Source organism: Paenibacillus radicis (ex Xue et al. 2023), assembly GCF_024722015.1.
Lineage (GTDB): Bacteria > Bacillota > Bacilli > Paenibacillales > NBRC-103111 > Paenibacillus_S.
Map to the genome: position 1 here is coordinate 246,578 of NZ_JANQBD010000009.1, position 26,885 is coordinate 273,462.

The following is a 26,885-nucleotide window of genomic DNA, read 5'->3' on the forward strand; positions in this document are numbered from 1 at the left end:
AGAAGAGGTGTATCCGCGAATCCGAGACTTAACTTTGTCAAAGGGCTGTTTTGCAAAGGGTTACATATTTTTGGATGAGAGGACGAACCAATATGCACAATAAGGAAACTCAAATTGTAGAAACAACTTTAGGCCAATGGCTTCGTTTCCCTAATGGCTTTAGAAAGTCCTCCTGCTTGGTCGAATTATCTAATCATATTTCCCTTAATATTGATTCGAAAACCGGTAAGGTCCATGTTCACAAGAAGGATCACAATCAGGTCTATCAATATCTCGGAGAAGTGTTCATAACGGCCAGCCATAGTCAAATCCATTGTTCTACCTTGCAAGCCCATATAAGCGACCGTTCGGAATCGTTGTTCACGGCAACGCATCAAATTTCAAAGATCGAAAATGTGAAATCCACAGAGAAAGGAGAATCGGCGTGAGAATCAAACTTGAAAATATGGAAATTCCGGTAACGTTCTTATCAAGCGATCATAAAATGATTCCCAGGCTCATTCAAGTACTGCAAACGAGGAAAGTGACTGGGGGGCCCGGAACCGTATTCGATCTAGAGCAATTGGAGCGCATAGAGGTCGTTGGGAATGAAGCGTATCTATATTCTAAGGCTAGTCCAGCTTCAGATAGAGTTTGCTTGGCTTTGCATGGCTAGGCTTGGTTAAGACATAAGACATTGAGATAAATGGGCATGAAAAAAGAGGAAGCACTCATTCCGTAACATACGGCATGGGAACTTCCTCTTTTTCTTGTGAAATTAGAAGGGCCAATTGAATAGGCCGCGGTAAATTTTAAACACAGTTTCCTCACTGCCGCTGTAAATGATAACAGAAACAGTAACAATCAATTGAGTGAGTGCACAGCGGGCGAAGAAATAGGTTTTACTAACCTTTTTCTTGTTGACCGTAGATTTCCCTAATAAATTTTCAAGAGCCATTACAATGCCGTGGTACAAGCCGTACAAAAAGTAAAGCCAACTGAAACCATGCCACAGTCCGATCAGCACCATAATGAGGATGGATAAGCAGGCTGCGGTTGCTTTGCTTGGGGTTTTCCGGGAAAAGAACATAAAGATATGGTCACGAAACCAATCGCCAAGTGTTGCATGCCAATTGCGCCAAAATTGGGTAAGCGTGGGTGACTGGAATGGTTTCTTGAAATTTTCCGGAATGTTGTAGCCCATCAGCCGGCCAAATCCGATTGCAATATCCGAGTAACCGGAAAAGTCGAAGAAGATAAGCGCATAAAACCAAATCATCAGAAACAAAGATTCATGGGTGTGCAGCTCTTGCTGCTGCATCTGGTTAAACAAGTCAGTCATCCAGGTGACGAGTACAATCTTTTTAAACATGCCCAGAATGATTCGCTTGACTGCATCCTCGACTTGTCCCGAGTTTAGCTTATAAGGCTGCTTGGTGTCCGCCATAAAGTCCCGAAACTTAAGAATGGGGCCGGAAGTAAAGGTAGGCACGAACAAAATGTAGTTAGCATAATCGAGTGCAGGCGTTCGAGCTTCCTTGCCGAAAAAGTAGGCAAAATAATAAGCATCAATGACTTTCAGCACATTGTAAACAAGTCCGAGCAGAATGACCACATCGAAGAGTGGATTCTCGAACACCTTCATACCGAACAGCCTTAAACAGCAAACCCCTGCTACATTCAGCGCGATGAGAGTAATAAACCAACCCTTGCGCCAAGAGGTGACATGGCATAAAAAGAGGAAGCCCAGATAGTTCAGCAGAGTATAGACCACATAAAAGACAAAAAGCTTCTTACTGAACACCAGCAAGAAACAAAGATTGAACGCGAGCAGCAATATACGCTTATTATGCGGCCACCAACGGGTTAGGGCCAGAATAAGGACCATACCGATCATCGCTACAACCGCGTTCATGTTCAAATACCACATAGCGATACTCCCTTAGTGAAAAAATCGGGGGCTTCTAGGAAAGTGTGCAAACGTACCTCTAGAATCCTTCGTAAATAAATAGTCCCTTACCGGTAAAATAAATCAAAACCATGATCAGCATGGCTGTGTAGATGATTATTTGGAGGATTTTACGAGCGAAAGGAGCCATGCGTCAACCTCCTTCGTAAATACAGGAGCGCCCTCTCGGCGGCTCAAATGGACTAGATCATGAAAATATTTTGGATCATACTTTTGCAGCAGGTCAAGTACGGGTACCTGATAAGCCGTAAGACGGCGATTTACGTCTTCTTGAAGTCCAGGCATATACTTAGGGAGTGCATACCCTTTATTCCATGGCATCCAAACTACACGCAGCGGGAGCTGGTTATCCTTGGCATATTGTAAAATCCATTCAAGGGCTTGCAGATTATCCTTATAGTCACGCTGGTTCATCCAGCCGAAACGCTGCTCGTAATCATTCCATTTGGTTTTGAGCTCTGCATCGGTTTTATGACCGAAATACAGTTCTTTATCGATCCAACGAGGCTCATAAGCTAACAGCTGTGTACGGTTAAGCTCCACCGCTCCTTTGTACAACTGACGTGCTAGCTCTGTTCCCGAATCGCGGAAGTAATCACGGTATGTATACACATAAGGCTGATACCATGGCTTGAACCATTGGTAGGTTGGATCTGTCTCAAGGCTATCGAGCATCGTATGTACATCAATACCTATAACAAGCGGTCCTTCGAAATGGTAGAGCCTCTGCTCCAGAATGGCTTTCAGATCAGTGAGCTTCCCGTAGGAGAGGCCCATTTCTACGAGCCCGGACTTGGAGTCTTTCTCCACAAAGGCGCCCGTCACCGAGGAGTTGCCGTAAAATACGGAACCGCTGTCCTGCCACTGATGGTGATATAGAGTTTTAGTAAAATCGTTCTTATAAAAGCGCCGTGAAGTAACCATCGGATCCCATGCGGTAATGAGAAGATCCGACAGTACAAACGCGGCTAGTAGCAGCAGCACAAAGCTGTTTTTACGAAAAAAAGATATTAGTTTCATAGGGGAACCTACATTTTTTTAAGATTTCATACTTACAGAGATTTCTGCTGCCACGCATGGTATTGCTCACGGAAAGCAGCAGGCCAAGCTGCCTCATCCAAGCTGTATTGCGCAAGGAAAGCGAATGCCCAGCGTTCGATACCGAAGCCTACGCAGCCTGTAACCGCGTTGCGTTTGCCCATTTTAATGTTAAAGGCTGTGCCGAACGTGTTGCTGTGGAAGTTAACAGAGCTGCAGGCGATTGATTTATTAATGTAAGGTATGTTCAAACGCAGCTCATACTTCATTTCCTGATTGCGTTGGAAGGAAGCCTTGGTTTGGAAATCGTTCGTGAAGAAAGGATCGTTGGCAATCTCAAATAAGCTGTCTACATTCCATTCAACTGCGAGCTCTTTAATATATTCGATAGAGCGCAGGCGATTTTCTTTTACAAACTCCGGTTTACCTACGAATATGATTTCTCTCATGCTGAAATCCAGCAAACGGCCGAAGTCGCTGTGGTTTCGTGATTCAAAACGGTGACATTTGGAGATTGCAGTTACTATAAGGCCATCGCCTTCAAGTGTCTCGTTCTGTAAGCCTTCATAGCAGTGATAGCATGTAGAAGGATTCATTGTAAATTTAGGTGTAGGCATGTTCGCATTAAGATCTAGTGGCGCATCCTGCTTCCAGCCGCCTGCATCGCGAATCGATTGGGAGAATGACTCGATAATATCCAAATCCTCACGAAGATGAGTCAAGAAATGAATATGCTCAGGAAACGATGTGAAATGATTCGTTTTGTTGAGTGTATCGCAGTGAATCACGGCTGGGTAGGATTCTTCCTTGACCTCGGTGAAACGGTTGGCGACTTTCGTAACAAACGAATAATCCAGGAAACGCATCAAGCTTGAGAAGGGCTCACGGAAAATGAATAAGCCGGGATCCAGAATCTTAATGATTTTGCGGTCTACAAGCTCCGAGATGATATTGCCTTCGTAAGGAGTATCGACCTTGTTCTCGAACAATATGTTTTCTTTAAATCCGAAATCGCCATGGGAGAAACGCTCGATCAGGCGGAGTACTTGAGCTTCGATAGCTTCGTTGCTTTTGGCGGATTCGTGAGTGATATAAATGTGGTTATTGTCAATCCGGATGTCCCGGATGTTCTCATCGATGAAGGCGGCGGCGTACTTCACCTGGCCATGCTGGCTGGATGCCAGTCCCTCAAGGGATACGACGCATTCCATAATTGATTACCTCGCAATCTTTTTGTGGATGAAATCGGCGATTTCTCGCACTGTATTCATAGAATACAGCATCAGGTCTTGATTCGTCACCTGGATGCTATAGGTTTTCTCAATATGGGCGATCAACGCAGTAGCGCCAATTGAGTCAATATAACCGTAGTCGAACAAATGTACGTCAACCGTAAAATCATCATCATCCGACTCAATTTCATAACGTGTGCGGATATGTAGTTCAAGCTGTTCCAGCAGGTCTTGCATGGGTTAAGCCTCCTTATTCTGATATTGCAATAAAACCTATAAATGAATCGCGGTCAACTCATCTTTGAAAGGCCTCGTTAGAGGTTTTCTTAAAAATGGCCGATTTAAAAACGTATAGTGATTGTCGTAGCAGCTCCGAAGTGCGTAATAGTGTACGTTTGTTCGGCTTCCTGTTGGCTGATTTGCAGCTGCTCACCTTCGATCACAAGCGGCTTCGAGCTCCGCAGCTGCACCTGCTGCATACCGTTTGCATTGAGCTCCAAGGTCCAGCTGTTCTTATTCTTTTTCAGCTTATAAGGCACATTCGAGCGGAGCATATGCGGTTCAACCGAATTAGGCGATAGAACGGTTTGGACAGGTGCTGCATCTGTAGCGGTTGAAGCATTGTTGGAAGAAGTATCAGCAGCAGTTGCTTTCTTGGCTAAGAAGCGGATTTTTGTAGTCTCCGGCACTCCAAGATAAAGCTTGTTGTTGCGCCAATCGGAAACATCAGAGTCCGTTTGCAGGGAACGCTGTGCATAAGCTTGTCCGCGTTCGATGGACAGACCTAGCGTTCCTTTATATTCCGCTGCTTGCTGCGGTACATTATCCGTTATTGGTTTAATGTAAATCGATGGTTCTGTGTGGATACCAATGAGACTCTTTAATCGGTCGAACACTACATCCGTCCATGGCCTCGTTATTGTGACACGACTCGTTAATGTATTTAAATAAGAACGTGCCATCTGTGGTTCCGTCATAAAATTATAGCTGTATTTATTGCGGATCTGATCCAAGTATTTGACGAATTCGAGCAGCTCCCCAACACGAGTAGGAAAATGATACTCAATATGCTCAAAGTAATCAATCGGCAAATCAAAGTCAATGTACGATTGAAACAAATCCTCAGTCGAGTAAGTTGGGTCAAGCCTTAGCACTGGCGCCGGTGTGCTAAGCAGCATCGGCGGGCTGGAAGGCTGTCCGGTTGCCGGGTCCGTCATAAGAAACGGCATGCCCCAATTGTAGGCTAAGCCCAGACGAGGGTCGTCAGGAGCACTGGACGGCTTGAAGCCAAAATTATACCAGATACCGGCATCCCGTTCGTTACGCAATGTTTGCGTGCGATCCGGGTTATTGATCCGCCAGGTATGTTGATTGGTTCCAGGCATGTTCCATGGAATGCCTAGTTTGTCGAAAGATTTGCGCTGCAGGGCTATTTCGTCTTTTTCTTGCTGTTCACTTGTAAAGTTATGGACGAAAATATGCGGAAACAGCTCCAAGTAGTTATCTTTATTATATTGAACAAACGCCTTTAACTGTTCGGCGTAAGGGAATTTCGGATCGTCTACAGTAGTAGGCAGGCCGAATTCCAATTGTCCGACGATCAGATCGTCTATACCGTCATGGTTCAAGTCGTACCATAAGGGAACTGAATTATGTCCGCCAACGAGAGCTCGATTGCCGAGTTGGTTCGTCGTGGCGCCTTCCAGTACACCGGAAGGCAGCCATGAGCCATCGGCCTGCTGCAGGTACACACGCAGGTCGCCTTCGTTGTTGCCGACCACAAGATCAGGTCGGCCATCGCCATTCACGTCGTGTATAGACGGCGCGGCGAATGGGACAGGCAGCGTGAACAGCAGGCTGCCCGCGTCAAAGGTTAGCGGCTCCGCGGCAGCGTCGCCGGAGGAACCCGCGCCCACTGCACGGTGGCCGCGGTAAAGCGTCACACCGCCTGCGGCATCCCCGACGACAAGGTCGGGAACGCCGTCGGCGGTGACATCACCCACTGCTGGAGCCACCGGGGCTCCAGCGCGCAATGGCTTGCCGCCCGCCAGCAGCGGGACGGGCGCAGTGAACGTGCCGCCGGCCAGGCCGTAGGCGACGGCGAGCGTACCATCGGCGCGGCCAAGGACAAGGTCCGGCCGGCCGTCGCCGTTGAGGTCATACGCCGCGACGCTGGCGTAGGCTCCGGTTTGCAGCGGCTGGCCGTCACTCAGCCGCAAGGGCTCCCGTTTACCAAAGGTATCGGGCGCAGTGACGTTGCCGGGCAGCATCTGCCCGGTATAAGCGTCCGGCTGCGCTCCGAGATTAGGGTAAACGTAGATGCTTCCATCCGCCGACCCTACGAGAAGCTCGGGCCGGCCGTCGCCATTCAGATCCGCCAGCGCCGGATAGGCGCGATGTGGCTCTTGAATCGGATCACCGAGCGAGCGGTAATCTGGATATAGAGCCAACTGAACCGGCTTATCGCCGCTCATTATGCGGGTGCCGCTGGAGTAGAAAGAATTCGGTGTTTCTCCGTGAAACTGCGGCTTCTCATTGCTGCCGGTGTTCAGATGAACAGAGAGGGATTCCTGCCAGCGCCCCCAATGAAAAGCGGAACGAACGAGTGTAAAAGAAGGCACCTGATTGTATTTCTTCAGAAGCTCAGCCCACTGGATGCCTTCTCCATCTCGAATCGCTTCAATCGCTTCAAAATGGTTCTGATGCGCCATTGCCGGTCGACCATAAGGGCCCAGAACCTTCTTTACACTGTAACCGAGCATTTCTTTAGATACGAATGCAGCATATTCGCTGCGGAATAGCGCGCTTCCTGCAGCGTATGTAAAGTCGAAATAGGGCTCTAGCGGCAATTGTCTGCGGTCAAAGTACAGAGCGCCGGGTGCAGGCTTCTTGGCATTATTAGCCTCATCCGCTATTTTGGCAAAGCCGAGGCTTGGGTCCATGCCGCTGCTCATATCGTAGCCGGTAATATGATACCGGTTGGGAAGCAGAGCGCTGCTGAGCATCACGGTTCCTTTCCCATAACGGTTCAATGCGGACAGCGCTGAATCATTCAATAGAACTATCGGCTCCGCTGTAGATGGAATGATTCCTGTTCCCCAGGAGTATTGCTTGAGATCAGCGAGTCCGTCATGGGAAATGTAGTTATCCATAAATTGCTTGAACAGCTGCTGCAAAGCTTGCAAATTCAGTTCTACCTCAGGATATGTGAAGGCTGAAGCTCCATCTGAAGCTTTCTTTCCGTTGCTCGCGATCATTGCTGCCGGCGGAACGATATCCACCAGCTGCTTAGCGCCGATAAAGGAGAGCGGAAAGTCTGCAGCCAAACGATTTTCCAAGAACAGATGCCCTCCGTCAGCTACATAGCTTTGCAGCAATTCCAACTGCTGCTTAGACAAGGCTTCATGAAGAGAGGGATCTAGATAGATAGAATGATATTTTTGTAATTGTCGGAGCGTCAGCTTCTCCATTGGCCGTCGTTCCAGCTCAAGGTTGGCGACCAGTGATTGATGTAATTGGCCATAGGCTGCAGGGTCGAAGCTGTCGCCATTCGAAACATAAAGCATCCGTATGGACAGTTCTTTGTCAAACAGTGTTAGCGCACATACAAAGATCAGCAGGACAGCAATGATGCCGCCTGTAATTCTGGCAATAGAAACTTTCAAGGATATCCCTCAATTTAGAAAATAGCTTGGTTGGACTACCCTGCCATTATAGCATGGATGTCGGGCTTTGTTAACTTTTGTCGGCCTGGCAGCAAGCCTGGAATAGGAGCATCGGCGCTGATTGACTCCAAACAGGCAGCGAAGTTTTGCCATCCATTTGGCTTAAGCATCGTGCACCACCACTCGGTTTCTGCCTTCCAATTTGGCACGGTATAGAGCGGAATCCGCTTGTCCTACCAGCTCTTTGGGGGATATATAGAATGGAGGCGTAATAGTTGCCACCCCAAGACTAACGGTTACGAGGCTGCTAACTTTGGAGCTGCTGTGCGGAATCGCTAATGCTTCGATGAAGCTGCGTATTTGCTCAGCGATCCGATAGGCGGCGTCCGAGTCTGTGTTGCAAAGGATGACGGCGAATTCTTCCCCTCCATAGCGCGCAACCATGTAGTTGTGGTGAGTGAGAGCTTGTTCCGTATGTTCAGCCAACTTGCGTAAGCAATCATCTCCGCCCTGATGCCCGTAAGTATCGTTGTAGGCTTTGAATTCGTCTGCATCGAACATAATTACGGAGAGCGGCTCGTCCTTTTTCATTGCGGTTATCCAGGATTGTTCAAGAAATGCATCGAAGGAGCGACGGTTAGCTATCCCCGTTAATCCATCCAGATTGGATAGGCGTTGTAACGCAGTCATTGCTTGCTGCAGCTTCTGTTCGGTAATTTTACGGTCGGTTATATCTCTTATTGTTGTTACATAAGCAGGCTGATTATTATAGGTAATAGAAGACATGGATACTTCAACATCGATTTCTACACCGTCTAACCGAATATATTTCTGTTCTATTAGTTCCGCTTCAGCTGTCGCTTTTAGATGTTCCAGGGGCTGTTTCTGTGTTTGGTTATGATAGAGAGGATGGATAAATTGCTGGAGAGACCTTCCGATGACTTCTTTGGAAGATGCCGCATTTAGCAGTCGCAATCCTTTTCCATTGATGAACAAAATCGAGCTGTCGTTATGGACTATAGTAGCGTCAGGAGACTTTTCGATAAGCGAACGGTACCGTTTCTCACTTTCCTGAAGTTTAAAAAATACGGTGTTCATTCGATATATATATAGGTAGAGATAGTAAGCTAACTGTCCGCATAGAAGTGCTGTCAGCCAATGAAATATCAATAACGATGAAAGTCCGGATATGCTTAGACCGGCGTAGGACATGTTAATGAAGATAGTAGCAGAGATAACAAGAAGGCAAGCCACATTTAATAGAGGGAAACTCAGTCTGGCAGGCTTTACCCGATTCAGCAGCAGGCCGCATCCGATACCGATTAACAGCATACAAGTCGCAGCTGCAACAGAGGAGAAACTAATACCGAATAGTCCGATTCTAGCGATCGCCATAATAAATGAGCTGATGAGTGCCCCTGGCAGCCCACCCTGCAAGGCAGCTATCATAATCGAGATGTGGCGCAGGTCCATGATAGTTAAGGCGTCAAGTCGGATTGTATATACCATTAGCAGAATCCCTTGAAGGCCGTAGCAAATACCAATGAGTGATTGTGTTTTTAACAGTGAGGTGTGTTGCAGAGGATTATTTCGAAATAATTGCCCTATAATGAAGAAAGAAGCGATTAACAAAGCTGCATTCATTACAAAGTCATTTAGCATCGTAAGGAGCTCCTCTCCTTAATATCAAGCAGCTAGTATGTGGATCAAATTATAATTCATTCCTGTACAATAGACAAGAAAAGGTATTTTCCAGCATATTATGCCTAAATATGAGATTTAATGTCGGTTAGGATGGTAGACGAATAGCGAGGCTGGTTTCCAAATTTCGGTTTCATTGGCTTTACCGGTCCCGTTTCTGTTAAACTATAAGAATCATTAATGGAAGAGTATTCGGAGGAATTAGCATGACGAAAATTTTAAAAACAGATGTGGAGCTTTTGGCTCCGGCCGGAGATTGGGATTGTCTGCGGGCTGCCGTTGCAAATGGGGCGGATGCGGTTTTTTTTGGCGTAGAAAAATTTAATGCTAGGGCAAGAGCTAATAACTTTCATACGGATGAGCTGCCGGATATTATGTCGTTTCTGCATTTGTATGGAGTGAAGGGTTTTTTGACATTCAATATTCTGGTGTTTGAAGAAGAGCTGCGGGAGGCCAAAGAGCTGATCGAGGCCTGTATTGACGCTGGCGTAGATGCTGTAATTGTTCAAGACTTGGGCTTGGTTCGTATGATCCGCGAAATTTCTCCGGATTTTCCGATTCACGGCTCTACTCAGATGACGATTACATCGCCTGAAGCGGTGGAGTTTACTAAGCCTTTTGACATCGAAAGAGTTGTTTTGGGTCGGGAAAATAACCTTAAGCAGATCAAGCAAATCGGGGATCAAGCGAAGCTTCCTATGGAGGTATTCGTACATGGTGCGTTATGCGTCTCTTATTCGGGTCAATGTTTAACTTCGGAAATGTGGGGCGGCCGTTCAGCCAACCGGGGGGAATGCGCGCAAGCCTGTCGTCTGCCGTATGATCTGATGATTGATGGCGTACAAAAGCCAATGGGAGATATCGCCTACCTGCTGTCACCAAAAGATTTGGCTGCGCTAGAGCTGGTGCCGGAGCTGATCGAAGCGGGAGTGACTTCCTTTAAAATCGAGGGCCGATTGAAAAGTCCTGAATATGTCGCTAACGTGGTCAGTAAATACCGCCGTGCGATCGACCGTTATTTTGAGAATGGGGACGCAAGACCAACAAAAGAAGAGCTGCGTGAGCTGGAGCAAAGCTTCTCTCGCGGGTTCACCTACGGCTTCTTGAAGGGCACTGATAATAAGAAGCTGGTCGAGGGTACTTATCCCAAAAGCCGGGGCGTGTTTCTGGGTCGCGTGAAGCAAATTTTGCGTGATGGCGTAGTATGTGAGCTGGAAGCACCATTGAAGCGTGGGGATGGGATTTGTTTTGACGCGGGCGACCCAACGAAAAAAGAAGAAGGCGGCCGTGTCTACGACATTCGCCGCAAGGGAGTCAAGCTGGAGGGTGAGGCGCCAGGCGGCTTGATCGAAATTGTACCTGGACGCAACGATGTTGATTTAGGAAGGCTGCATGTAGGCGACCGGATTTGGAAAACCAATGATCCGCATCTGGATAAAAGGCTCCGCCAGTCATTCGAGACGGATAAGCCTTACTGGACGTTCCCTGTGTCGGTTCGTGTAACAGGAGTGCTGGGACAGCCGCTTAAAAGCTGGTGGACCGACGATCAGACGGGCCATACTGAGCTTATTGAGTCCGAGCTGCCTCTTGTGCAAGCGGAGAAGCGCCCGATGGACGCGGCGCTGTTCGAGGATCAATTCGGCCGTTTAGGCGGCACCGTGTTCGAGCTTTCACAGCTTGATGTGCAATTGAACGGGGAGCTGATCGTGCCGATGCGTGAGCTGAACGGGATGCGCCGTCGCGCGGTGGAACTGCTGGAAGCGAAGCGCCGGGAGCCGCGGGCCTACGTCAAGCATCGCGTTAATGCATATGCGGATGTGCCTGCACGTACGGTTACGGCTTCGGCTTCGGCGCAGCTGCCGGAAGCCCCGGCTGTGAAGCTGACTGCGCTGTGCCGTACACTGGAGCAGGTGCATGCCGTGCTGGAGACGGAAGTCGACATGGTCTATGCCGACTTTGAGTTTATCAAGCAATTCCCGGCTGCAATCGAGGCCGCACGAAATGCCGGCAAGCGGATTGCGCTGGCGACCCCGCGTATTCATATGCCGGGAGAAACCGGCTATTTCAAAAACATCACGAACCTGAAGCCAGACGCCGTCCTGGTCCGCAATACAGGCGCTGTCTACTACTATTTGAAGCAGCGGCTAGAGCATCCTCATGAGAAACACCCAGAACTGATTGGTGATTTCTCGCTCAATGTGGCTAATCATAAAACGGCGGCTTTATTCCTCGATGCGGGCTTGAATAAGGTAACACCGTCGTACGATCTGAACATCCAGCAGATGGTTGACCTGCTTGGCAGAACGGACACCTCCCAATTGGAAGTCGTCATACATCAGCATATGCCGATGTTCCATACAGAGCATTGCGTCTACTGTACCTTCTTAAGCGAGGGTACGGACTATACGAACTGCGGTCGCCCTTGCGAGGACCACCGTGTATCGCTGCAAGACCGAGTAGGCATGTCGCATCCTGTAAGAGTTGATGAAGGCTGCCGCAATACTGTTTACAATGCGATTGACCAGTCCGGGGCCGAATATGTAAGCAACTTTATGGAGCTGGGAGTGGCGTCATTCCGAGTAGAGTTCTTGGAGGAAACGGCTGACAAGGTGCATGAAGTCATTTCGCTATACCAGCGTGCACTTCGCGGTGAAATTAGCGGTACGCAAGTATGGAAAAAGCTGAAAGCCACCAATCAACTCGGTGTGACCCGAGGACAGCTGGTGAAGTAATCGCAAGGAAGATTTTTTTTGATTGGAAAATAATTCGTAAAAAATCCTCATATTTGGTTTTCTGAGCATAATCAACAAATAATTGGTGATTGTGTAAGGAATTGTATAGTACAATTGATCTATGCTTTAGATCAATATAATAGGCCCTTATTCTTAAAGGGGCCTTTTTGTATTGGCTTTAGAGCATGAGGTTCATTAGAAAACCAAATAATGGAGGAAGAACATGCTTAATATGGGTATTTTAAAAGCATCAACAAAAGTGTTTGCTATCATCATAAGCTTCTGTCTGATTTTTTCATCTTTCAGCGTGGCTTTTGCTTCTGATGATGCCAAAGACATCAATGGGCATTGGGCGGAAAGTCAACTCAAAGCTTGGACTGCCAAGGGTTACATCCAAGGCTATGCAGATGGGACGGTCAAACCGGACAATTCGATTACAAGAGCGGAATTCATGACAATTGTGAATCGCTCGTTCGGATTTAAGGACAAAGAAGAGGTTAAAGCAATAGATGTAGATCCGAATGGTTGGGAATACGAGCAAGTAGCTATAGCTTTGAAATCAGGCTATATTAGCGGTTATGAAGATGGTACTATGAAGCCCGGTAAGAAAATAAGCCGTCAGGAAGCAGCTGTTATCATTGCTGCATTGCTTAAACTGGATACCGCTAAAGGCGGTGATCTTAATAAATTTAAAGACGCAACAAAACTTCCAAGCTGGAGTAAAGGCGCTATCGGCGCTGCTGTAGCAATAGGTGTTTTTAATGGTTACGAGGATGGAACGCTTCGTTTCGAGAATAGCATCACTAGAGCAGAAGCGATTGTTATTCTTGATCGAGCAGCAGGCGGGGGCGTCGTGGCTTCCTATGATAAAGCAGGTACATACGGTCCCGAATCCGGTAATCAGAAATTAGAGGGTAACGTGGTTATTAACACAGGGGGAGTTATTCTTCAGAACGTTACCATTATCGGTAATTTAACATTAGGTGAAGGTATTGGCGATGGGGATGTTAGCCTAAATAATGTTAAAGTTAGCGGAGATACTTTCGTCAATGGCGGTGGTACCAACTCAATTCACTTCAAAGACAGTGTGCTTGTAACCATTATAGTTAATAGGAAAACTGGTGAAGTACGTATCTTGGCTGAAGGTACAACTACGGTTAAACAAGTAACGGTACAAACTGGGGCGAAGATCGATAATACCAAGGCAGTTAACGGTGGTTTCTCCAACGTTAAGCTTGAAGACAGACTTCCTTCCGGTTCTAACGTATCCCTTTTGGGTAACTTTGAAAATGTTTCTATCGCAGCAAAAGCTATAAAGGTCGAAGTTCCGAGTGGTGAGATTAAGAATCTAAACGTTGAGGAAAAAGCAGGGGATTCGCAGTTAAACCTGGGTAAAGAAGCTAAGGTATTGGACTTGGTTCTAAAAGCTATATTGAAAGTACTGGGCGAAGGTAAGGTTGGAAAAGCGACTATTGAAAAAGGTGCCGAGGGCTCAACATTTGCTACGCTTCCTGGATCGACAACAGGTTCCGGTGTTACTGGCGGCGGTGGCGGTGGTGGAGGCGGTGGTAGCTCAAGTAAAGGTAACACCACCACCCCTGCAGTTAATCAAGCAGCAGCGCCAACTGCTGACCCAGCGGCTGGAGTGATAGATGAAGGTTCAAAAGTGAAATTGAGTTCAGCAACAGTAGGGGCAGCAGTTTACTTTACTAAAGACGGTAGTGATCCAACTACTGCAAGTATTGCTTACGATTCACATGGTCCTATAACAGTTAGCTCAGCCGTGACGATTAAAGCAATTGCGGTAAAAACAGGCATGACAAACAGTGCGATATCTACGTTTGCTTATACTACATCTGCCGCTGATACAACAGCTCCGTTGGGCGGAACAGTATCAGCATTCGCAATTCATACAACTGGATTTACATTAAGTTGGAGTGGGTTCACCGATAACAAAGCTGTAACAGGCTATAAGGTCTATGAGATAGGGAATCTATTAAATGGCTCAGTTACTGGCACAACTTATGTTGTAACAGGTTTAAGCCCGAACACTAATTACGATGGGAAATTTAGTGTTAGAGCATATGATGCAGCTGGTAATGTAAGCTCGGCGGTATATCTGGCGGCAGTTACCACGGCATCATCTGATGGTACAGGACCGGTCACGGGGAAATACGCAATTGCGTCCTTCAAAGCAACGGATGCTAACGTGCTGAGTCTTGAGCTGAACAGTGCATTGACTGAAGAAGCTGCTGCAAATCTAAAAGTCGAACTTAAAAAGGACGGTAATGTAATCACCTCCGGTTACATTATGAGGTGGGACGACAAGAAAACAGTTGCCACTCTAACTTTTGATTCAAAGTTCCAAGAGTCCAAATATGATGTTTCTATTAGTGGTCTGAGCAATATTGATGCCACCAATAAAACAGCTTCTACAACTACATCTGTAGAAAGAATCACAAATATTGAGTTCTTGACAGCATCGGACACGATTCCTTTGACAATAGATAGAAGGGGTTTTCAGATTATCGAAACAAAATTGCGTATTGATTTCAAAGCTACAAACCAATACGGTACCATAGCTAAATTAAATTCAAACAGCTTTGACATTGTTGTGAATGGAGGTATGTTCAGCAGGGTTCCAAATGAACAAGCCATTCATTTGATCGAAGATCAAGAAACTCAAAGAAATGATAAAATATCCATTACTATTGGACATGTAGACAGCAAAGTGCAAGTTAATAAAACCTTTACTGTTGGTGACTATTCGATTGTAAGTAAAGTTGAGGTTGGTGACCTGATAAATGCTTCGGGTAAAAAAATGGTTGACATTGAGGCCTTAAGTGCTAACAATTATCTGCAAGTTAAGGCTTATGACCAATACGGCTTTCTTGTCGAAGATAAAAGAACGTTGAATAGAGAGGTTATTGTTTATTTCTCAGACTTTGGCCTTGAAACAGGATCAGGTGTAGGCAATCTACCGGAAGATCCATTCGTTGACGAAGTAGTTGGCGGTGCAACAACTAATATACAGATTCGTTCTGTAAATAACGCAAATAAAGAGTTCACCATTACTTTTTACTCTCGTGGCGGCAATACAACAACCAAAGCAGTCCGAGTTTTCGCGCCTGGAATACCTACTACTGTAGACTTTGGTCCATATGATTACATATTGGCTGAGAATGACATGGCTACCGGCGATGATGATATGGATAGAAAATTATACATTCCTTTAATCTTAAAAAATTCCAAAGGTGAGTTATTGAGTGCGGATGATATCGTAAATGTATTTAGTAATGGCGATAGAGACAGCAAGCTTAAATTTACATCTTCAGACGGTATTAACTTAATAAGGGGTGCGGAAATCGCAACGACAGGCCCATTTAAAGGTTATATTGTAATCTCTTGGGTAGCCAGAAAAGGTCCTCAGTTTGTTACTGTCAGCTTGGGAGACTATAAAACAGTGACTTCAACACTAAATATTTCTGTAAGAGAAGCGCGTAAACCTGATTCCATCAAGATTTCCACTATACCTAAGAAATATATTCTTGGAGGTACGGAGACGGAAGTAAAATTTAAAGTTTACGATCAGTATGATGAAGAGTTGAAATACGTCAATGACATGGATGCAACTTACAAAGTTAAATTGACATACTCTGGTAAGAGTATTGCTGCTCCTGCAGTTGGTGTTGCTGCTGAAGAGGTCTATTTCGCTTCTAAAGAGAAGGTAGCATTAACTAATGCTACACCGTATACAAACCTGTATAATAATAGAGCAATCATTCTTTCTACCGTTATCGGAGCACCAGAAACTTCACACGAGTTTACTTTGGTCAGAGACGTAGGTTCTGTTGATAGACCATGGAAGAACTTCTTTGATAAGTCATTCAAGTTCTATTCCACTAACAATTCACCTGAAGGGACATGGACTCTGAAGGCGACGCTTATTAGATATCCTAATATAAGCCCAAGTAATCCCTTTGAAATTAGTTCTATTTCAACAAGTATTGAGCGTATTGATCCTAATAAGTCTGAAAATAAATTGACTTATGAGGTTTACCTCGATAAGGGTGTTAATAACAACACCATTCTTGCGACTAACGATTTCTATGATGTAAATAACAAGTCAGGATCAAATGCAACTGGCGCAACATTTGTTTATAACAATTACAGGAAGGTTGCTAAAGAAGTTAAGTTAAGAGCTAAAAAAGCTAGTGGTGAGGAAGTGGCAATTGCATCAGGAGTGTATACGGGTTCAAATTCTAACACTATCACATTTGTTGCTTCTAATAATCCATTGGTTGTTAACATACCTGATACAGGTACTCCAAATGGCAAAAACTTTATTGTTGGTTTGGATGCTGGTTCGGCAAAGGTTAACGTAGTATACAGAAACGCTAAAGGTGAGCAAGAGGTCAAAACTATTGATGTAACCTCAAAGAACGAAGCTCCTGCAGTAGCAAAGATTGTCCTAGGTAGAACCTTTAAAACAGTTAATGCTGCAGATATCAATGGTACTTACCTATGGGATAGAGCGCTTGCTGAAAAAATTACTGTAACAGATCAGTTTGGGGATGAAATCATATCCGAGCTAAACCCTGCTGATAGAAATGAAGAAGGTAACATTCCTGACCAATTTTTAGTCAAGGTTAACGGAGCGGGTCAACAAACGAATGACTTGTTAGGGCTAAAATTCTCCATCTCAGATATTATTGGATGGGGGGATGTTAGCAAATCTGTAAGCATTGATAATAACGGCAAGATTACTTACAATGGCGGTTCAGTTTATGCCTTTACAGTTAACGTATTGGCACCAAATGGTGTTACTGCATCCTTTTACTTAACTGTTATTAGGTACATATAAATGTTTTATAACAAGAGGACCTTCTAGGTCTTCTTTTTTTATCCGAATGGGCGGAGCGGGCTTTCAAGTAATTATGAGCAAGTTAGGAAAACTAAGATTTGCCAACGAAGGGTGAATTCGTTTATAATCCTATACATAGATATACGATGCATATGAATTCTATGTATGAATTAGAAAAGGTGGTGACCGGTTTTGAAGGTGAGTAAAGAGCTTCTCAAAGGAAGTACAGGTACACTTATTTTAACCCTGCTGGACAAGCAGGATCTGTATGGATACGAGCTGATTAAAGAGTTGGAGAGAAGCTCGGACGGTACGTTTGCTCTAAAGGAAGGTACGCTGTATCCTATCCTTCACGGGATGGAAGCGGAGCAGTGGGTTGAGGCTTACTGGCAGGAGGCTGAAGGCCGTAAACGGAAATATTACCGGCTCACGGATTCCGGCAGACGGCAGCTTCACGAGAAAAAGCAGGAATGGCGGCTGTTTCGCAATGCGGTAGATCGTGTGTTGGGGGAGGGGCAAGTATGAGGGACCAGCATCCTGTGGTGCTTGAGTATTTGGATGAGGTTTGCAAGCAAATTAAAGCCAGGGAGCTTCGTAAGGAAATTCGGATGGAGTTGGAAGGGCATCTGGAAGAATTGGTATGGGAAAAGCGGGAGCAGGGGATGGATGAGGAAGCAGCCGCTCGCCTCGCTATCGAACAGATGGGGGATTCTACTGCAGTTGCCGCGGGACTTAACCAGATCCATAAACCAAGCATCCCTTGGGGGTTGCTCAGTTGGCTGACGGTATTAATAGCGGTTGCTTTGGTAACTATGTACGCTTTAGATCTTAGCTACGCGTCAAAGTCGACCCCTATGAGCAATGAACGTATGTTCATGAGCAAAGCCATTTTTACTGGTATTGGGCTACTTATATTGCTAATGTTGACTCGGGTCGATTACCGCAAGCTGCTGGGCTATTCGTCGATGTTATATGGGGGCACTCTATTACTTATGATTTTTGCCATCGGTTGGGGACCGCAGGTTAATGGCGCCCGTAATTATTTGTCAGTAGGTCCTTTAGTTATCGATATCGTTGGAACGAGCCCTTATTTACTTCTAATAGCGGTTGCTGGAATGTTAGCACATAAAGGTGCAAGTAAACGTAAGTATGAATATGTGCTGCAAGTTATTTTGTTTATAGGGTTACCGGTATTATTATACGTACTGGCCCCAGCTACTTCTGCGCTTATTACTTATACGGTGGCTTATTTGCTTCTATTAGTTGTATCCGGCCGAAGCTGGCGATTCATTGTTCCACAAGCTGCTGCTTTGATTGGCATAGCTGTCAGCTTCATTCTGATACGTCCCTTTGGCAGACAGCGACTGGAGGCTTTTCTTCACCGTGATGCGGTCTCCCCGGATGCAGGCTGGATGTACATACAAATCGATAATGCTATCCGCTCAGCCGGTTGGTGGGGACATGGCTTTGCTTCTTTTAACCGAACGCTGCCCTACGCCTATTCCGATACTGTCTTTACTTATATTATTTACAGTTTAGGCTGGTTTGCAGGAGCATTCGTATTGTTTACTGCTACATTATTTGTAGTGCAGCTGGCGAGGATGGCCTTACAAATTCGGGATTCGTACGGTAAAATGCTAATCACCAGTTTAGGTTCACTTTTCACTATTCAATTTGTTTGGAATATTGGAATGTCGCTTGGAATTCTGCCAATCGTTTCGATTGCATTTCCATTTATAAGCTATGGGGGCAGCCATTTGCTCATACAACTGGCCGCGGTGGGGATGATCTGCAGTGTATACCAGCGCAAAGATATGATTCGCATAGCGCGGACGAAATGAGCAAGCAATTTCCAACGCACGCGAATCCCGGGTGCGCGTTACGGCGTTGCATGACGGTCGGTCGAACCCCAATTGTGTGGAACTGACAATATAAATATTCGATTTTTCGGGGTTAGCAGGTATGGCCGATTGAAATATGATTAAAACGAAACTAGTATATAGAATCAAGCGGATGCTGCTGAAAAGTGGCGTCTTTTTTTGTTGAGCAGAAAGTTAAAGTCGGTATGCAGTTTGGCAGCCTTGTTAAACATACTTTTTTGAGTTAGGTGCAACTAGCCATGTATCCTCAAGATATAAAAGTTAATATGTTTTGCCCAAGTGAAGGCCTTATTTTAAACGTAGAAATTAGGAGGTTGTTTCTACAACCAGAAAAAATAGGGTAACAGGAAATCCTCCAGCTAATTTAACTAGAATAGCCTTAAGGGTCAATCTAACTGGAAAACTTCCCGCTAATTCCTCCATGATTTGACTAATTGACCGAAAATGACGAAATTAACATGAGGATTTCAAGTTATAGGGGTAGAAAAGCAGTTAACCGGTGCAATTAACCTGAGAAATTCCAGCTATTACCCAGATTTGTAGTTTCCTGAAGAGTTCCTGCTAAATAAATGCGGCAATCTATATTCCTGAGAAATGTCTATGAAACGGGTGAAGGGTTGTACTCGATACTTTACAAAAAGATCAAGTATAAATACTCGAGAACAGGTCGATATGCAGAAGCAGCCCAAAGCTTGGAATAGACCATTCTGAGACTTTCCGTACGGTTTTTCTACGTCTCACATTGTTCACAATTTAGACACATAATTTTAAGCTGATTTTCAGATTGGCTTAATCTTACATTATTGTTTCTCTTGTATATTTTGTGGGTGGTTAAGCTGCTATCAAAATGGACATGGCTTATAGTAGAACATTTTGTTTCGAATGGAGGTTGTAAGACGTGCTTGAAGTAAAACAGGTTAGTAAATTGTACGAAAACCAAAGAGGGGTTCACAGCATCGACTTCTCCATGAAGCGTGGCGAGATTGTTGGATTTTTGGGGCCTAACGGCGCGGGTAAAACAACCACGATGCGGATGATTACGGGTTATTTGAATCCGACCCATGGTTCCATCGCAATTGATGGGCTATCGATGGCGGATCATCCGAAGAAAGCAAGGCAGAAGATCGGCTATTTGCCGGAAACACCTCCGTTGTACCCTGAAATGTCGGTGCAGTCTTATCTGCAGTTTATTGCAGATTTGCGTGACATACCGGTGAAGGAGCAGAAGCATCGTATTGGCGAGGTTATCGAGCGACTTGGTCTGCAAGGACGGGAGCGGCAAGTTATCCGCGGACTGTCAAAAGGCTACAAGCAGCGAATGGGACTCGCGCAGGCTATTCTGCACAATCCTGATTTGCTGGTGCTCGATGAACCGACCTCAGGTCTCGATCCGAAACAAATCATTGAAATTCGTCAGCTCATTCGCGAGCTGGGGGAGAACCACACGGTGCTGCTCAGCACACATATCTTGCCTGAGATTAACACGTTGTGCAACCGCGTGTTAATTATAAATCAGGGGCGCATCGTGCTGGACGGGCATCCTGACCAGCTGGCGCTTTCAATGGGCGAGACGTTCGAAGTCTCGCTTGAAGTGAAGGGGCCGCGCGAGGCCATCCTGGCCGAGCTTCGCGGCCTGCCGCAGGTCGCCAGCGTGAAGCCGCTGGCGGAGGAGCCCGCTGCCGCTGCTGGAGCGGCAGCAAGTGCAACGGCTGCGCTATCGCAGCAGCCGGAGCAAGACGCGCCCGAGCAAGGCGTGGGCGCGCAAGAGCAGGCCGAGCCTGCGGCGTGGCCTGCAGAGACGGACGGCGCTGTGCCGCCGACGGTGAAGGTCCTCGTGTCCGCGGCGGACCGCGCGGACGTTCGCGAGGCCATCTTCTACCGCATGGCTGAGCTGCGGTATCCGATCCTCGCGATGAAGAAGGAAAGCTTGAGTCTGGAAGACATCTTCCTCAAGCTGACCACGAACGAAACGATGGATACCGCGACTGGGAGCGGGGCTTCAAGCTCATCCTCCGATTCTCCCGGCTCGTCCGACTTAATAGATACTAACGATAAGGGGGAGACTCCTCATGCGTAGAACCTGGGCGATTTGCAAAAAAGAGCTGCAAATGTATTTTTACTCCCCGACCGCTTATGCGGCGTTTGCTTTCTTTTTCCTGATCTCGGGCTACTTTTTCAGTGCCAACTTTTTGTACCCTCCCAACGTCATTGATGTCCGTCCGGTTGTGGGTACCGTAACCTTTGTGTTTTTACTGATTATCCCACTGCTAACTATGCGCTTGGTCTCCGATGAGCTGCGACAAGGGACGGATGAGCTGCTATTAACATCTCCTGTCAGTATTACTGAAATTATTTTGGGCAAATACTTGGCTGCGTTAGTAGTACAGCTTCTTCTCGTTGTCGGCTGCCTTCTGTATCCATGGATTATGAGCGCTTATGGAACCTTGGATCAACCGGTGCTGTGGCTTTCCTACTTGAGCATGTTTTTAGTAGGCGCAGCTATGATGGCTGTAGGCTTGTTCGCCTCATCGCTGTCTGCGCATCAGATGGTTTCCGGGATTACAGCGTTTGCGATATTGCTTATGTTTTGGACTATTGAGTGGCTGGGCGATAGTGTAGGCGGTAAAATCAAGGACTATCTCGGAACGTTTTCCATTATTAACCGGAGCACTGATTTACAAAAGGGTGTTCTCGATTTCTCCGATGTCCTGTTTTATGTGACCTTGATCATCGTGTTTATCATATTAAGCATACAAGTGCTTGAAAGAAAGCGCTGGAGATAAGGAGGGGACTGTATTGAATAAGTGGATTCGCGGTACGAATGCCGTTGTATTGTCACTGGCAGTGATCGGTATTTTTATCGTTCTGACGATTTTTCTAAACTCCACGAAAAGTTTGCAGATCGATTTAACGCAAAATAAAAAGTTTACGCTATCCGATAAAACAACGGAAACCTTGAAGGCGCTAGATAAAGATGTGCATATGATCTCTCTAACGAGTGACCAGACGGACCCTTATATTAAACGCCAAGTGGATGAGTTGGTACAGGAATATAAGAAGCGCAATGGCAAAATCGTGTTCGATCAATATGATATTGTCAAACAGCCTGCTTTAGCTAAACAGTATGATGTCGATCCGTCCGGAACGCTCGTGGTGGAGAGCGGAACCGTGAAGAAAACGTTGTATTATGCTGACATGTTCATCCCAGGACAGCAGCAGGGCGAGTACAAGTTCAGCGGGGAAGAGAAGCTGACTCAAGCTCTGGTTAATTTAAACGTCAAGGAAAAAAGCAAGCTCTATTTCCTGTCCGGTCATAACGAGATTCCGTTGAATCAGCTGAATCTGTGGCGCAGTGGACTGGAAGGTGAAAATTATGAAGTGAAGGAATTGAATTTGCTTCGTGAAGGCAAGATTCCCGATGATGCAGAGGTTTTGTTCCTCATAGGCCCGCAGAATGACATTAGTGATAAAGAAAGTGACGTCATTAAGGAATATTTGAAGGGGAAAGGCAAGCTTTATGCGGCACTGGGCTTTAACAAAGACATGGCGACACAATGGAAAAATATAGATGGATTGCTGGCACAGTATGGCATTAAGGATCAGCATGCCATTGCGATTGAGCCCAAGCAGAGCCAATTATTCGATCCATTGACGATCATTCCGGAGTATGGTTCCCATGCCATTACGAGAAAGCTTCAGGATTACAATTTATTGACTATGATGAACCTGGCAGTTACTTTGAGCTCGGATCAGCCTGTGACTGATTACACAACTACGGTGATCCTGAAGACTACAGAGAACGCTTATGGAGAAACGGATATTGAGACATTAACGAAGAGCCGTACAGTCAAAGATGAGAAGGATATCAAGGGCCCACTAAACCTTGGTTACGTCGCGGAAACGAAAGAGAACAAGCCGAAAGCTGTTGTGCTGGGCGGTTCATCCTTCCTCGTTGACAATGTGATTCAACAGCAAGGCAACCGCGATTTCGCGCTTAACAGCGTTGGCTGGCTGCAAGAGCAGAAGGATCAGGTTACGATCCGTCCGCGTGAGGGTGACGCGATCAAGCAAGCGATGATTACAGGAAGTCAGGCAAGTTCAATATTTTACGGTACTGTGCTGTTATTCCCACTGCTCTTCCTGATCGTCGGAGGTACGATTTGGTGGAGGAGGAGAAAAGGATGAAACGGCTAATTCCCACACTATTGCTGGTCATTATTTGTATAGGTGGCTTCTGGTATGCGTCCAGCAAAGACTTTTTCAAGGAAAGTAAGGCTCCTGTTGCTTCGCTTGTGAAGGTCAACAAGGACGAGGTGGCGAGCTTTTCGATTAAAGCTGAGGATAGCGAAATCGAGCTGCAGCGTAAAGATGGCAAATGGACAATGAACAAGCCGTCCCCACTGCCCCTTAATGATTATGGTGCCGATGGCTGGGTGGAATCGTTCAACGCGCTTAGCAAAGACAAGACGGTTGATGCTAATGCTGCCGATCTGGCGCAATTTGGGCTGGAAAAGCCAAGCCAACAGTTCAAGGTGAGCCTGAATAACGGCACCTCTTATACGATCAGTGTAGGTGCTCCGGTAGCTATAAAAGGCTTCAGCTATGCAATGCTCAGCGGATCTCCGGAAGTATTCCAGCTGAGCGATTCCCAGACCAAGCCGCTCGCTATGACTCAGCTTGATTTCATGGAGAAAAGCCCGGTTACGCTGGAGTATGACCAGGTCCGCAGCTTGAGCGTGGCTTGGAAGGGTGAGAAATGGGCGATTACGAAAACGGATGCCGACAAAAAGTCGTTCGAGTCCGACTGGAAGCTGGATGACAAAGTCGTGAAGGGAACAGATATTGGCCAATATCTTAACAGGCTGAAATTTCTTTCCACCGAACAGCCTGCCCGTCCGTCAAGCGGCATCAATATGAGTTCGCCTGAGCTGCGGGTAGAGGTCAAATCGGTAGACGCCTCCCAAAAGGAGATAACGACCGTATATTTGGGTAAAGTCGAGCAAGACAACGTATGGTTCGTAAAAGAGGGCGCAGAGTGGGCCTATGCCCTGCCTCTAGATTCCATCCAGGAGCTGGCCAATAAAGAGCTGCCGCAGCCACCGGGGACGGAAGCACCTCCTGCGAGTCCTATACCGGCTGCTCCAATGGAGCTGCCAACCAAGTAATCGTTTCGATCCAAATCAAACATCCCGATCTCCTGTTTCGTTGGAGTCGGGATGTTTTTAGGTTATATAGATAGCAGCCTGCTTCGTCCCTGAAAAATGCGACTAATTATCCCTGGCTTTTCATTCGTTCGGATTCCAGCCGTCGATACCCGCCAATATATGCGCTGGGGTCATTTGCTCGGCTTCCTCCTGCGTCAACAGCTTGGACCAGCCAACCCGGGAAGACTGATTGGCTCCTGGACCTGTACTGCCGTATTCGTAATACCGCACGGTTGACTCATTGTTGGGATCATCCCAATGATCCCATCCCTCTGCATGAATATGAGCCCCCATCCAGGTATCAATAAATGCTGTGTGAGCGTATGGACGCCATGGCCGTCCCAGGAATACGGTTCCGTTATCTGCAGCTCCAGTCAAGCGGCATTTCAGAAACACGTAGCCGTAAGGTCTGTAATGCTCGGTGGAAGCGGCAGTAATGTAGCCATCCCGTAGGCTGTGTATTTCACATTCATCGAACACAACAGTAGCTGAGCCGAATATAAAGTCGATGTGTCCTTCAATATAGCAGCCCCGAAAGTAGTTCCTCCCTTTGCACGTATACAAGGTATCTTGATTGCCCAGCAGTGAGACATTATGCACGGTAACGCGGTCTCCTGCTATATAAAGCGCGAGCGCTTGCCCGATCTCATGGCCGTATCCGGCTGTATTTTGAACGGTTAAGTTTTCCAACCGGCAGTCATCGCCTGCCATCGTTAATACAGGGGTTTGGAAAGTTCCAATCTCTTTTCCATCAGTCCCCACAATACGGGCATATTCATTATTGCTAAGAATAGTGCCTTCGCGGCTTTCTCCTACCAACCATATCCTTGTTTTGTTATCGGGGATAATGATTTTCTCCCGATATACTCCGTTTTTAATGAGTATACGGGTGTCGCTCTGCCAATGAACCCGCACTGCATCAATAGCTTCTTGTACACAATTAAAATCGCCGCTGCCATCAAGGGCCACTGTTAACTGTCGCATAGGTTCTCCTCTTTCTAATGGTAGAAAGGGACACCGCCAATCGGTGTCCCACTCTTTTTATAATATGGTTTTTCCTATTTCTTCGTACGTTTGGCGTTTTCAGCTTTATACTCATCCATCAGCTTCTGTCCGCCGGATTTCTTCCATTTCTCGATCTCAGCTTGATAACCGGCATCATCTATTTTACCCATGATGTATTTGGTTTGAGCGTCATAAATCATTTGCTCCAGCTCTTTGCCGCGCTCGCTGTACGTAGCTGAAATGAACGTCAAAGCCGGGTTCGGAATAGCACTTTTCATGTTTTCTTGAGTAAGCTTAGTTCCTTTTTCCCCGATAGCTACGTCTTTAAGTGGAAGAACGTTATAACCTTCGATATAAGGGAAATTATCACGGTAAGGCTTAACCTCACGTTGGAAAGCAGTGAAATCTGTAAATTCCGTACGGTTATCCGATGTTTTCACATAGTGTTTGTTCTCGATTCCGCGCATTAACAATGTAGCCATTTCCGGATCCATTAGCTGATCAAGGAATTTAAGAACACGCTTCATTTCGGCTTCTGTTTTTACAGAGGATTTCGGGATTACATAAATGCCGGAGTTGCCTGTTTGACCTGCTACGCGTATGCCCTTCGGCCCTTCGAGAGGAGCTACATCAACCACGGCTTTAGGGTCGACCTTGGACAGGCGGTCTTGTTGGCTCTTAGCTGTTGTGGCAACGGCAATTTTGATCCCTACACGGCCGGAATCAAACATTTTATCGGCTTCTGTTGAGTCCAGAACGGCAAAGTCTTGATTAAGCAGCTTTTCATCATAAAGCTTGCGGTACATTTTCAAAACATCGGTATACTCTGGGGACATGAATTCAGGGAGGATATTTCCATCCTTAGTGATTTCCCACTTGTTAGGCGCTCCCATACCAACTGCAAAGCGGGTGGTCAAAGAAGTTTGGCCTTCGTTATACCTTTTAAACAAGACGACGCCGTAAGTATCATTTTTACCGTTTTTATCCGGGTCGTTTAACGTCATAGCTTTGGCTACATTGTACCAGTCGTCAACGGATTTAGGAACTTTCAACCCAAGGTTATCGAGCCAATCCTTACGGTAAACGATCGCAGCACGGGCAATTTCGGAGAAAACAGGAACGCCATATACTTTTCCGTCCACTTTAATGTTGTCATAAAACTGTTCGCTTTGAGCAGCCAGGTTTTTGTAATCCTTCAAATAAGGACCAACTTCCCAGAACAAATCAGACTGCATGTTGCTGATGATATTAGGTACATACTGGACCTTAAGCAGCTTAGGCATTTCGCTGGATGCGATCATAACGTTAACCTTATCGTCATAAGCTGAGTTCGGAATCCATTGAATATTAAGCTTTGTATTTGTGTATTTTTCAATCGCTTGATTGATTTCATTCCCATCGCTCGGAATATCTCCTACTTGCGTCAATGCTATTGAAACTGGGAATGGAGTTGTATCTGAAATGGTGCTGCCTGCTGCTGATTCTTTTCCACCGCCGCAGCCTGCAACTATCGAGCCGGCCATGGCAAGTACACTTAGGGACGCTAGAGTTTTTTGTTTGTTCATTGGTTCCTCCACCTTTTTTCTCTAATTTTTTCTCTAAATTTATCTTGGTCA

The 26,885-nt window shown here is 46.2% G+C and carries 18 protein-coding genes; 10 read left to right on the forward strand and 8 right to left on the reverse strand.

Annotated elements, in window-relative coordinates; all coding sequences use genetic code 11:
- Positions 1-92: 92 nt before the first annotated feature.
- Positions 93-428, forward strand: coding sequence for a hypothetical protein (locus NV381_RS14630; protein ID WP_258214024.1), 336 nt, complete (start codon positions 93-95; stop codon positions 426-428).
- Complete coding sequence (locus tag NV381_RS14635; protein WP_258214025.1) at positions 425-655, forward strand: hypothetical protein; 231 nt, start codon at positions 425-427, stop codon at positions 653-655. Before NV381_RS14630 ends, NV381_RS14635 begins: the two co-directional genes overlap by 4 nt.
- A gap of 102 nt (positions 656-757) precedes the next feature.
- Here the strand turns inward: NV381_RS14635 and NV381_RS14640 are convergent, their stop codons facing one another.
- From NV381_RS14640 to NV381_RS14665, 6 genes are all read right to left on the reverse strand, one after another.
- The gene (locus tag NV381_RS14640) at positions 758-1,909 is read right to left on the reverse strand and encodes an MBOAT family O-acyltransferase (RefSeq protein WP_258214026.1); all 1,152 of its coding nucleotides are present in this window, start codon (positions 1,907-1,909) and stop codon (positions 758-760) included.
- A gap of 135 nt (positions 1,910-2,044) precedes the next feature.
- Positions 2,045-2,968 (reverse strand): hypothetical protein, encoded by a 924-nt coding sequence (locus tag NV381_RS14645; RefSeq protein WP_258214027.1) that lies wholly within the window; start codon positions 2,966-2,968, stop codon positions 2,045-2,047.
- Positions 2,969-3,000: 32 nt separating this feature from the next.
- Positions 3,001-4,197, reverse strand: a complete 1,197-nt coding sequence (locus NV381_RS14650; RefSeq protein WP_258214028.1) for a hypothetical protein — start codon at positions 4,195-4,197, stop codon at positions 3,001-3,003.
- 6 nt (positions 4,198-4,203) lie between these two features.
- On the reverse strand, positions 4,204-4,455 hold the full coding sequence (locus NV381_RS14655; protein ID WP_258214029.1) for an acyl carrier protein: 252 nt from the start codon (positions 4,453-4,455) through the stop codon (positions 4,204-4,206).
- Between the two features lie 104 nt (positions 4,456-4,559).
- Complete coding sequence (locus NV381_RS14660; RefSeq protein ID WP_258214030.1) at positions 4,560-7,883, reverse strand: FG-GAP repeat domain-containing protein; 3,324 nt, start codon at positions 7,881-7,883, stop codon at positions 4,560-4,562.
- A 162-nt stretch (positions 7,884-8,045) separates the two neighbouring features.
- Positions 8,046-9,545 (reverse strand): sensor domain-containing diguanylate cyclase, encoded by a 1,500-nt coding sequence (locus tag NV381_RS14665; RefSeq protein ID WP_258214031.1) that lies wholly within the window; start codon positions 9,543-9,545, stop codon positions 8,046-8,048.
- A 245-nt stretch (positions 9,546-9,790) separates the two neighbouring features.
- Here NV381_RS14665 and NV381_RS14670 point away from each other — a divergent pair, with 245 nt between their 5' ends.
- The 8 genes from NV381_RS14670 (at position 9,791) to NV381_RS14705 (ending at position 24,225) form a co-directional block, all read left to right on the forward strand.
- The gene (locus tag NV381_RS14670; RefSeq protein ID WP_258214032.1) at positions 9,791-12,316 is read left to right on the forward strand and encodes a DUF3656 domain-containing U32 family peptidase; all 2,526 of its coding nucleotides are present in this window, start codon (positions 9,791-9,793) and stop codon (positions 12,314-12,316) included.
- 223 nt (positions 12,317-12,539) lie between these two features.
- Complete coding sequence (locus NV381_RS14675) at positions 12,540-17,180, forward strand: S-layer homology domain-containing protein (protein ID WP_258214033.1); 4,641 nt, start codon at positions 12,540-12,542, stop codon at positions 17,178-17,180.
- Between the two features lie 192 nt (positions 17,181-17,372).
- The gene (locus tag NV381_RS14680) at positions 17,373-17,705 is read left to right on the forward strand and encodes a PadR family transcriptional regulator (protein ID WP_258214034.1); all 333 of its coding nucleotides are present in this window, start codon (positions 17,373-17,375) and stop codon (positions 17,703-17,705) included.
- On the forward strand, positions 17,702-19,021 hold the full coding sequence (locus tag NV381_RS14685; RefSeq protein ID WP_258214035.1) for an FtsW/RodA/SpoVE family cell cycle protein: 1,320 nt from the start codon (positions 17,702-17,704) through the stop codon (positions 19,019-19,021). The genes NV381_RS14680 and NV381_RS14685 overlap by 4 nt, the downstream gene beginning before the upstream one ends.
- 937 nt (positions 19,022-19,958) lie before the next feature.
- Positions 19,959-21,137, forward strand: a complete 1,179-nt coding sequence (locus tag NV381_RS14690) for an ABC transporter ATP-binding protein (protein WP_258214036.1) — start codon at positions 19,959-19,961, stop codon at positions 21,135-21,137.
- Entirely contained in the window at positions 21,130-21,843 is a 714-nt protein-coding gene (locus NV381_RS14695) for an ABC transporter permease subunit (protein ID WP_258214037.1), read from the forward strand. Before NV381_RS14690 ends, NV381_RS14695 begins: the two co-directional genes overlap by 8 nt.
- 13 nt (positions 21,844-21,856) lie before the next feature.
- Positions 21,857-23,245, forward strand: a complete 1,389-nt coding sequence (locus tag NV381_RS14700) for a GldG family protein (protein WP_258214038.1) — start codon at positions 21,857-21,859, stop codon at positions 23,243-23,245.
- Complete coding sequence (locus tag NV381_RS14705) at positions 23,242-24,225, forward strand: DUF4340 domain-containing protein (protein ID WP_258214039.1); 984 nt, start codon at positions 23,242-23,244, stop codon at positions 24,223-24,225. Before NV381_RS14700 ends, NV381_RS14705 begins: the two co-directional genes overlap by 4 nt.
- A 120-nt stretch (positions 24,226-24,345) precedes the next feature.
- Here NV381_RS14705 and NV381_RS14710 read toward each other — a convergent pair whose 3' ends face one another.
- Both NV381_RS14710 and NV381_RS14715 read right to left on the reverse strand, forming a co-directional pair.
- Positions 24,346-25,248 (reverse strand): pectinesterase family protein, encoded by a 903-nt coding sequence (locus NV381_RS14710; protein ID WP_258214040.1) that lies wholly within the window; start codon positions 25,246-25,248, stop codon positions 24,346-24,348.
- 74 nt (positions 25,249-25,322) lie between these two features.
- Positions 25,323-26,834, reverse strand: a complete 1,512-nt coding sequence (locus tag NV381_RS14715; protein ID WP_258214041.1) for an extracellular solute-binding protein — start codon at positions 26,832-26,834, stop codon at positions 25,323-25,325.
- Positions 26,835-26,885: the final 51 nt, after the last annotated feature.

Bases quoted from the DNA above. Each gene is read 5' to 3' on its own strand.
- NV381_RS14670 (WP_258214032.1), top strand. From the start codon at position 9,791: ATGACGAAAATTTTAAAAACAGATGTGGAGCTTTTGGCTCCGGCCGGA.
- NV381_RS14710 (WP_258214040.1), bottom strand. From the start codon at position 25,248: ATGCGACAGTTAACAGTGGCCCTTGATGGCAGCGGCGATTTTAATTGT.
- NV381_RS14630 (WP_258214024.1), top strand. From the start codon at position 93: ATGCACAATAAGGAAACTCAAATTGTAGAAACAACTTTAGGCCAATGG.
- NV381_RS14715 (WP_258214041.1), bottom strand. From the start codon at position 26,834: ATGAACAAACAAAAAACTCTAGCGTCCCTAAGTGTACTTGCCATGGCC.
- NV381_RS14655 (WP_258214029.1), bottom strand. From the start codon at position 4,455: ATGCAAGACCTGCTGGAACAGCTTGAACTACATATCCGCACACGTTAT.
- NV381_RS14705 (WP_258214039.1), top strand. From the start codon at position 23,242: ATGAAACGGCTAATTCCCACACTATTGCTGGTCATTATTTGTATAGGT.
- NV381_RS14685 (WP_258214035.1), top strand. From the start codon at position 17,702: ATGAGGGACCAGCATCCTGTGGTGCTTGAGTATTTGGATGAGGTTTGC.
- NV381_RS14695 (WP_258214037.1), top strand. From the start codon at position 21,130: ATGCGTAGAACCTGGGCGATTTGCAAAAAAGAGCTGCAAATGTATTTT.
- NV381_RS14650 (WP_258214028.1), bottom strand. From the start codon at position 4,197: ATGGAATGCGTCGTATCCCTTGAGGGACTGGCATCCAGCCAGCATGGC.
- NV381_RS14640 (WP_258214026.1), bottom strand. From the start codon at position 1,909: ATGTGGTATTTGAACATGAACGCGGTTGTAGCGATGATCGGTATGGTC.
- NV381_RS14675 (WP_258214033.1), top strand. From the start codon at position 12,540: ATGCTTAATATGGGTATTTTAAAAGCATCAACAAAAGTGTTTGCTATC.
- NV381_RS14645 (WP_258214027.1), bottom strand. From the start codon at position 2,968: ATGAAACTAATATCTTTTTTTCGTAAAAACAGCTTTGTGCTGCTGCTA.
- NV381_RS14665 (WP_258214031.1), bottom strand. From the start codon at position 9,545: ATGCTAAATGACTTTGTAATGAATGCAGCTTTGTTAATCGCTTCTTTC.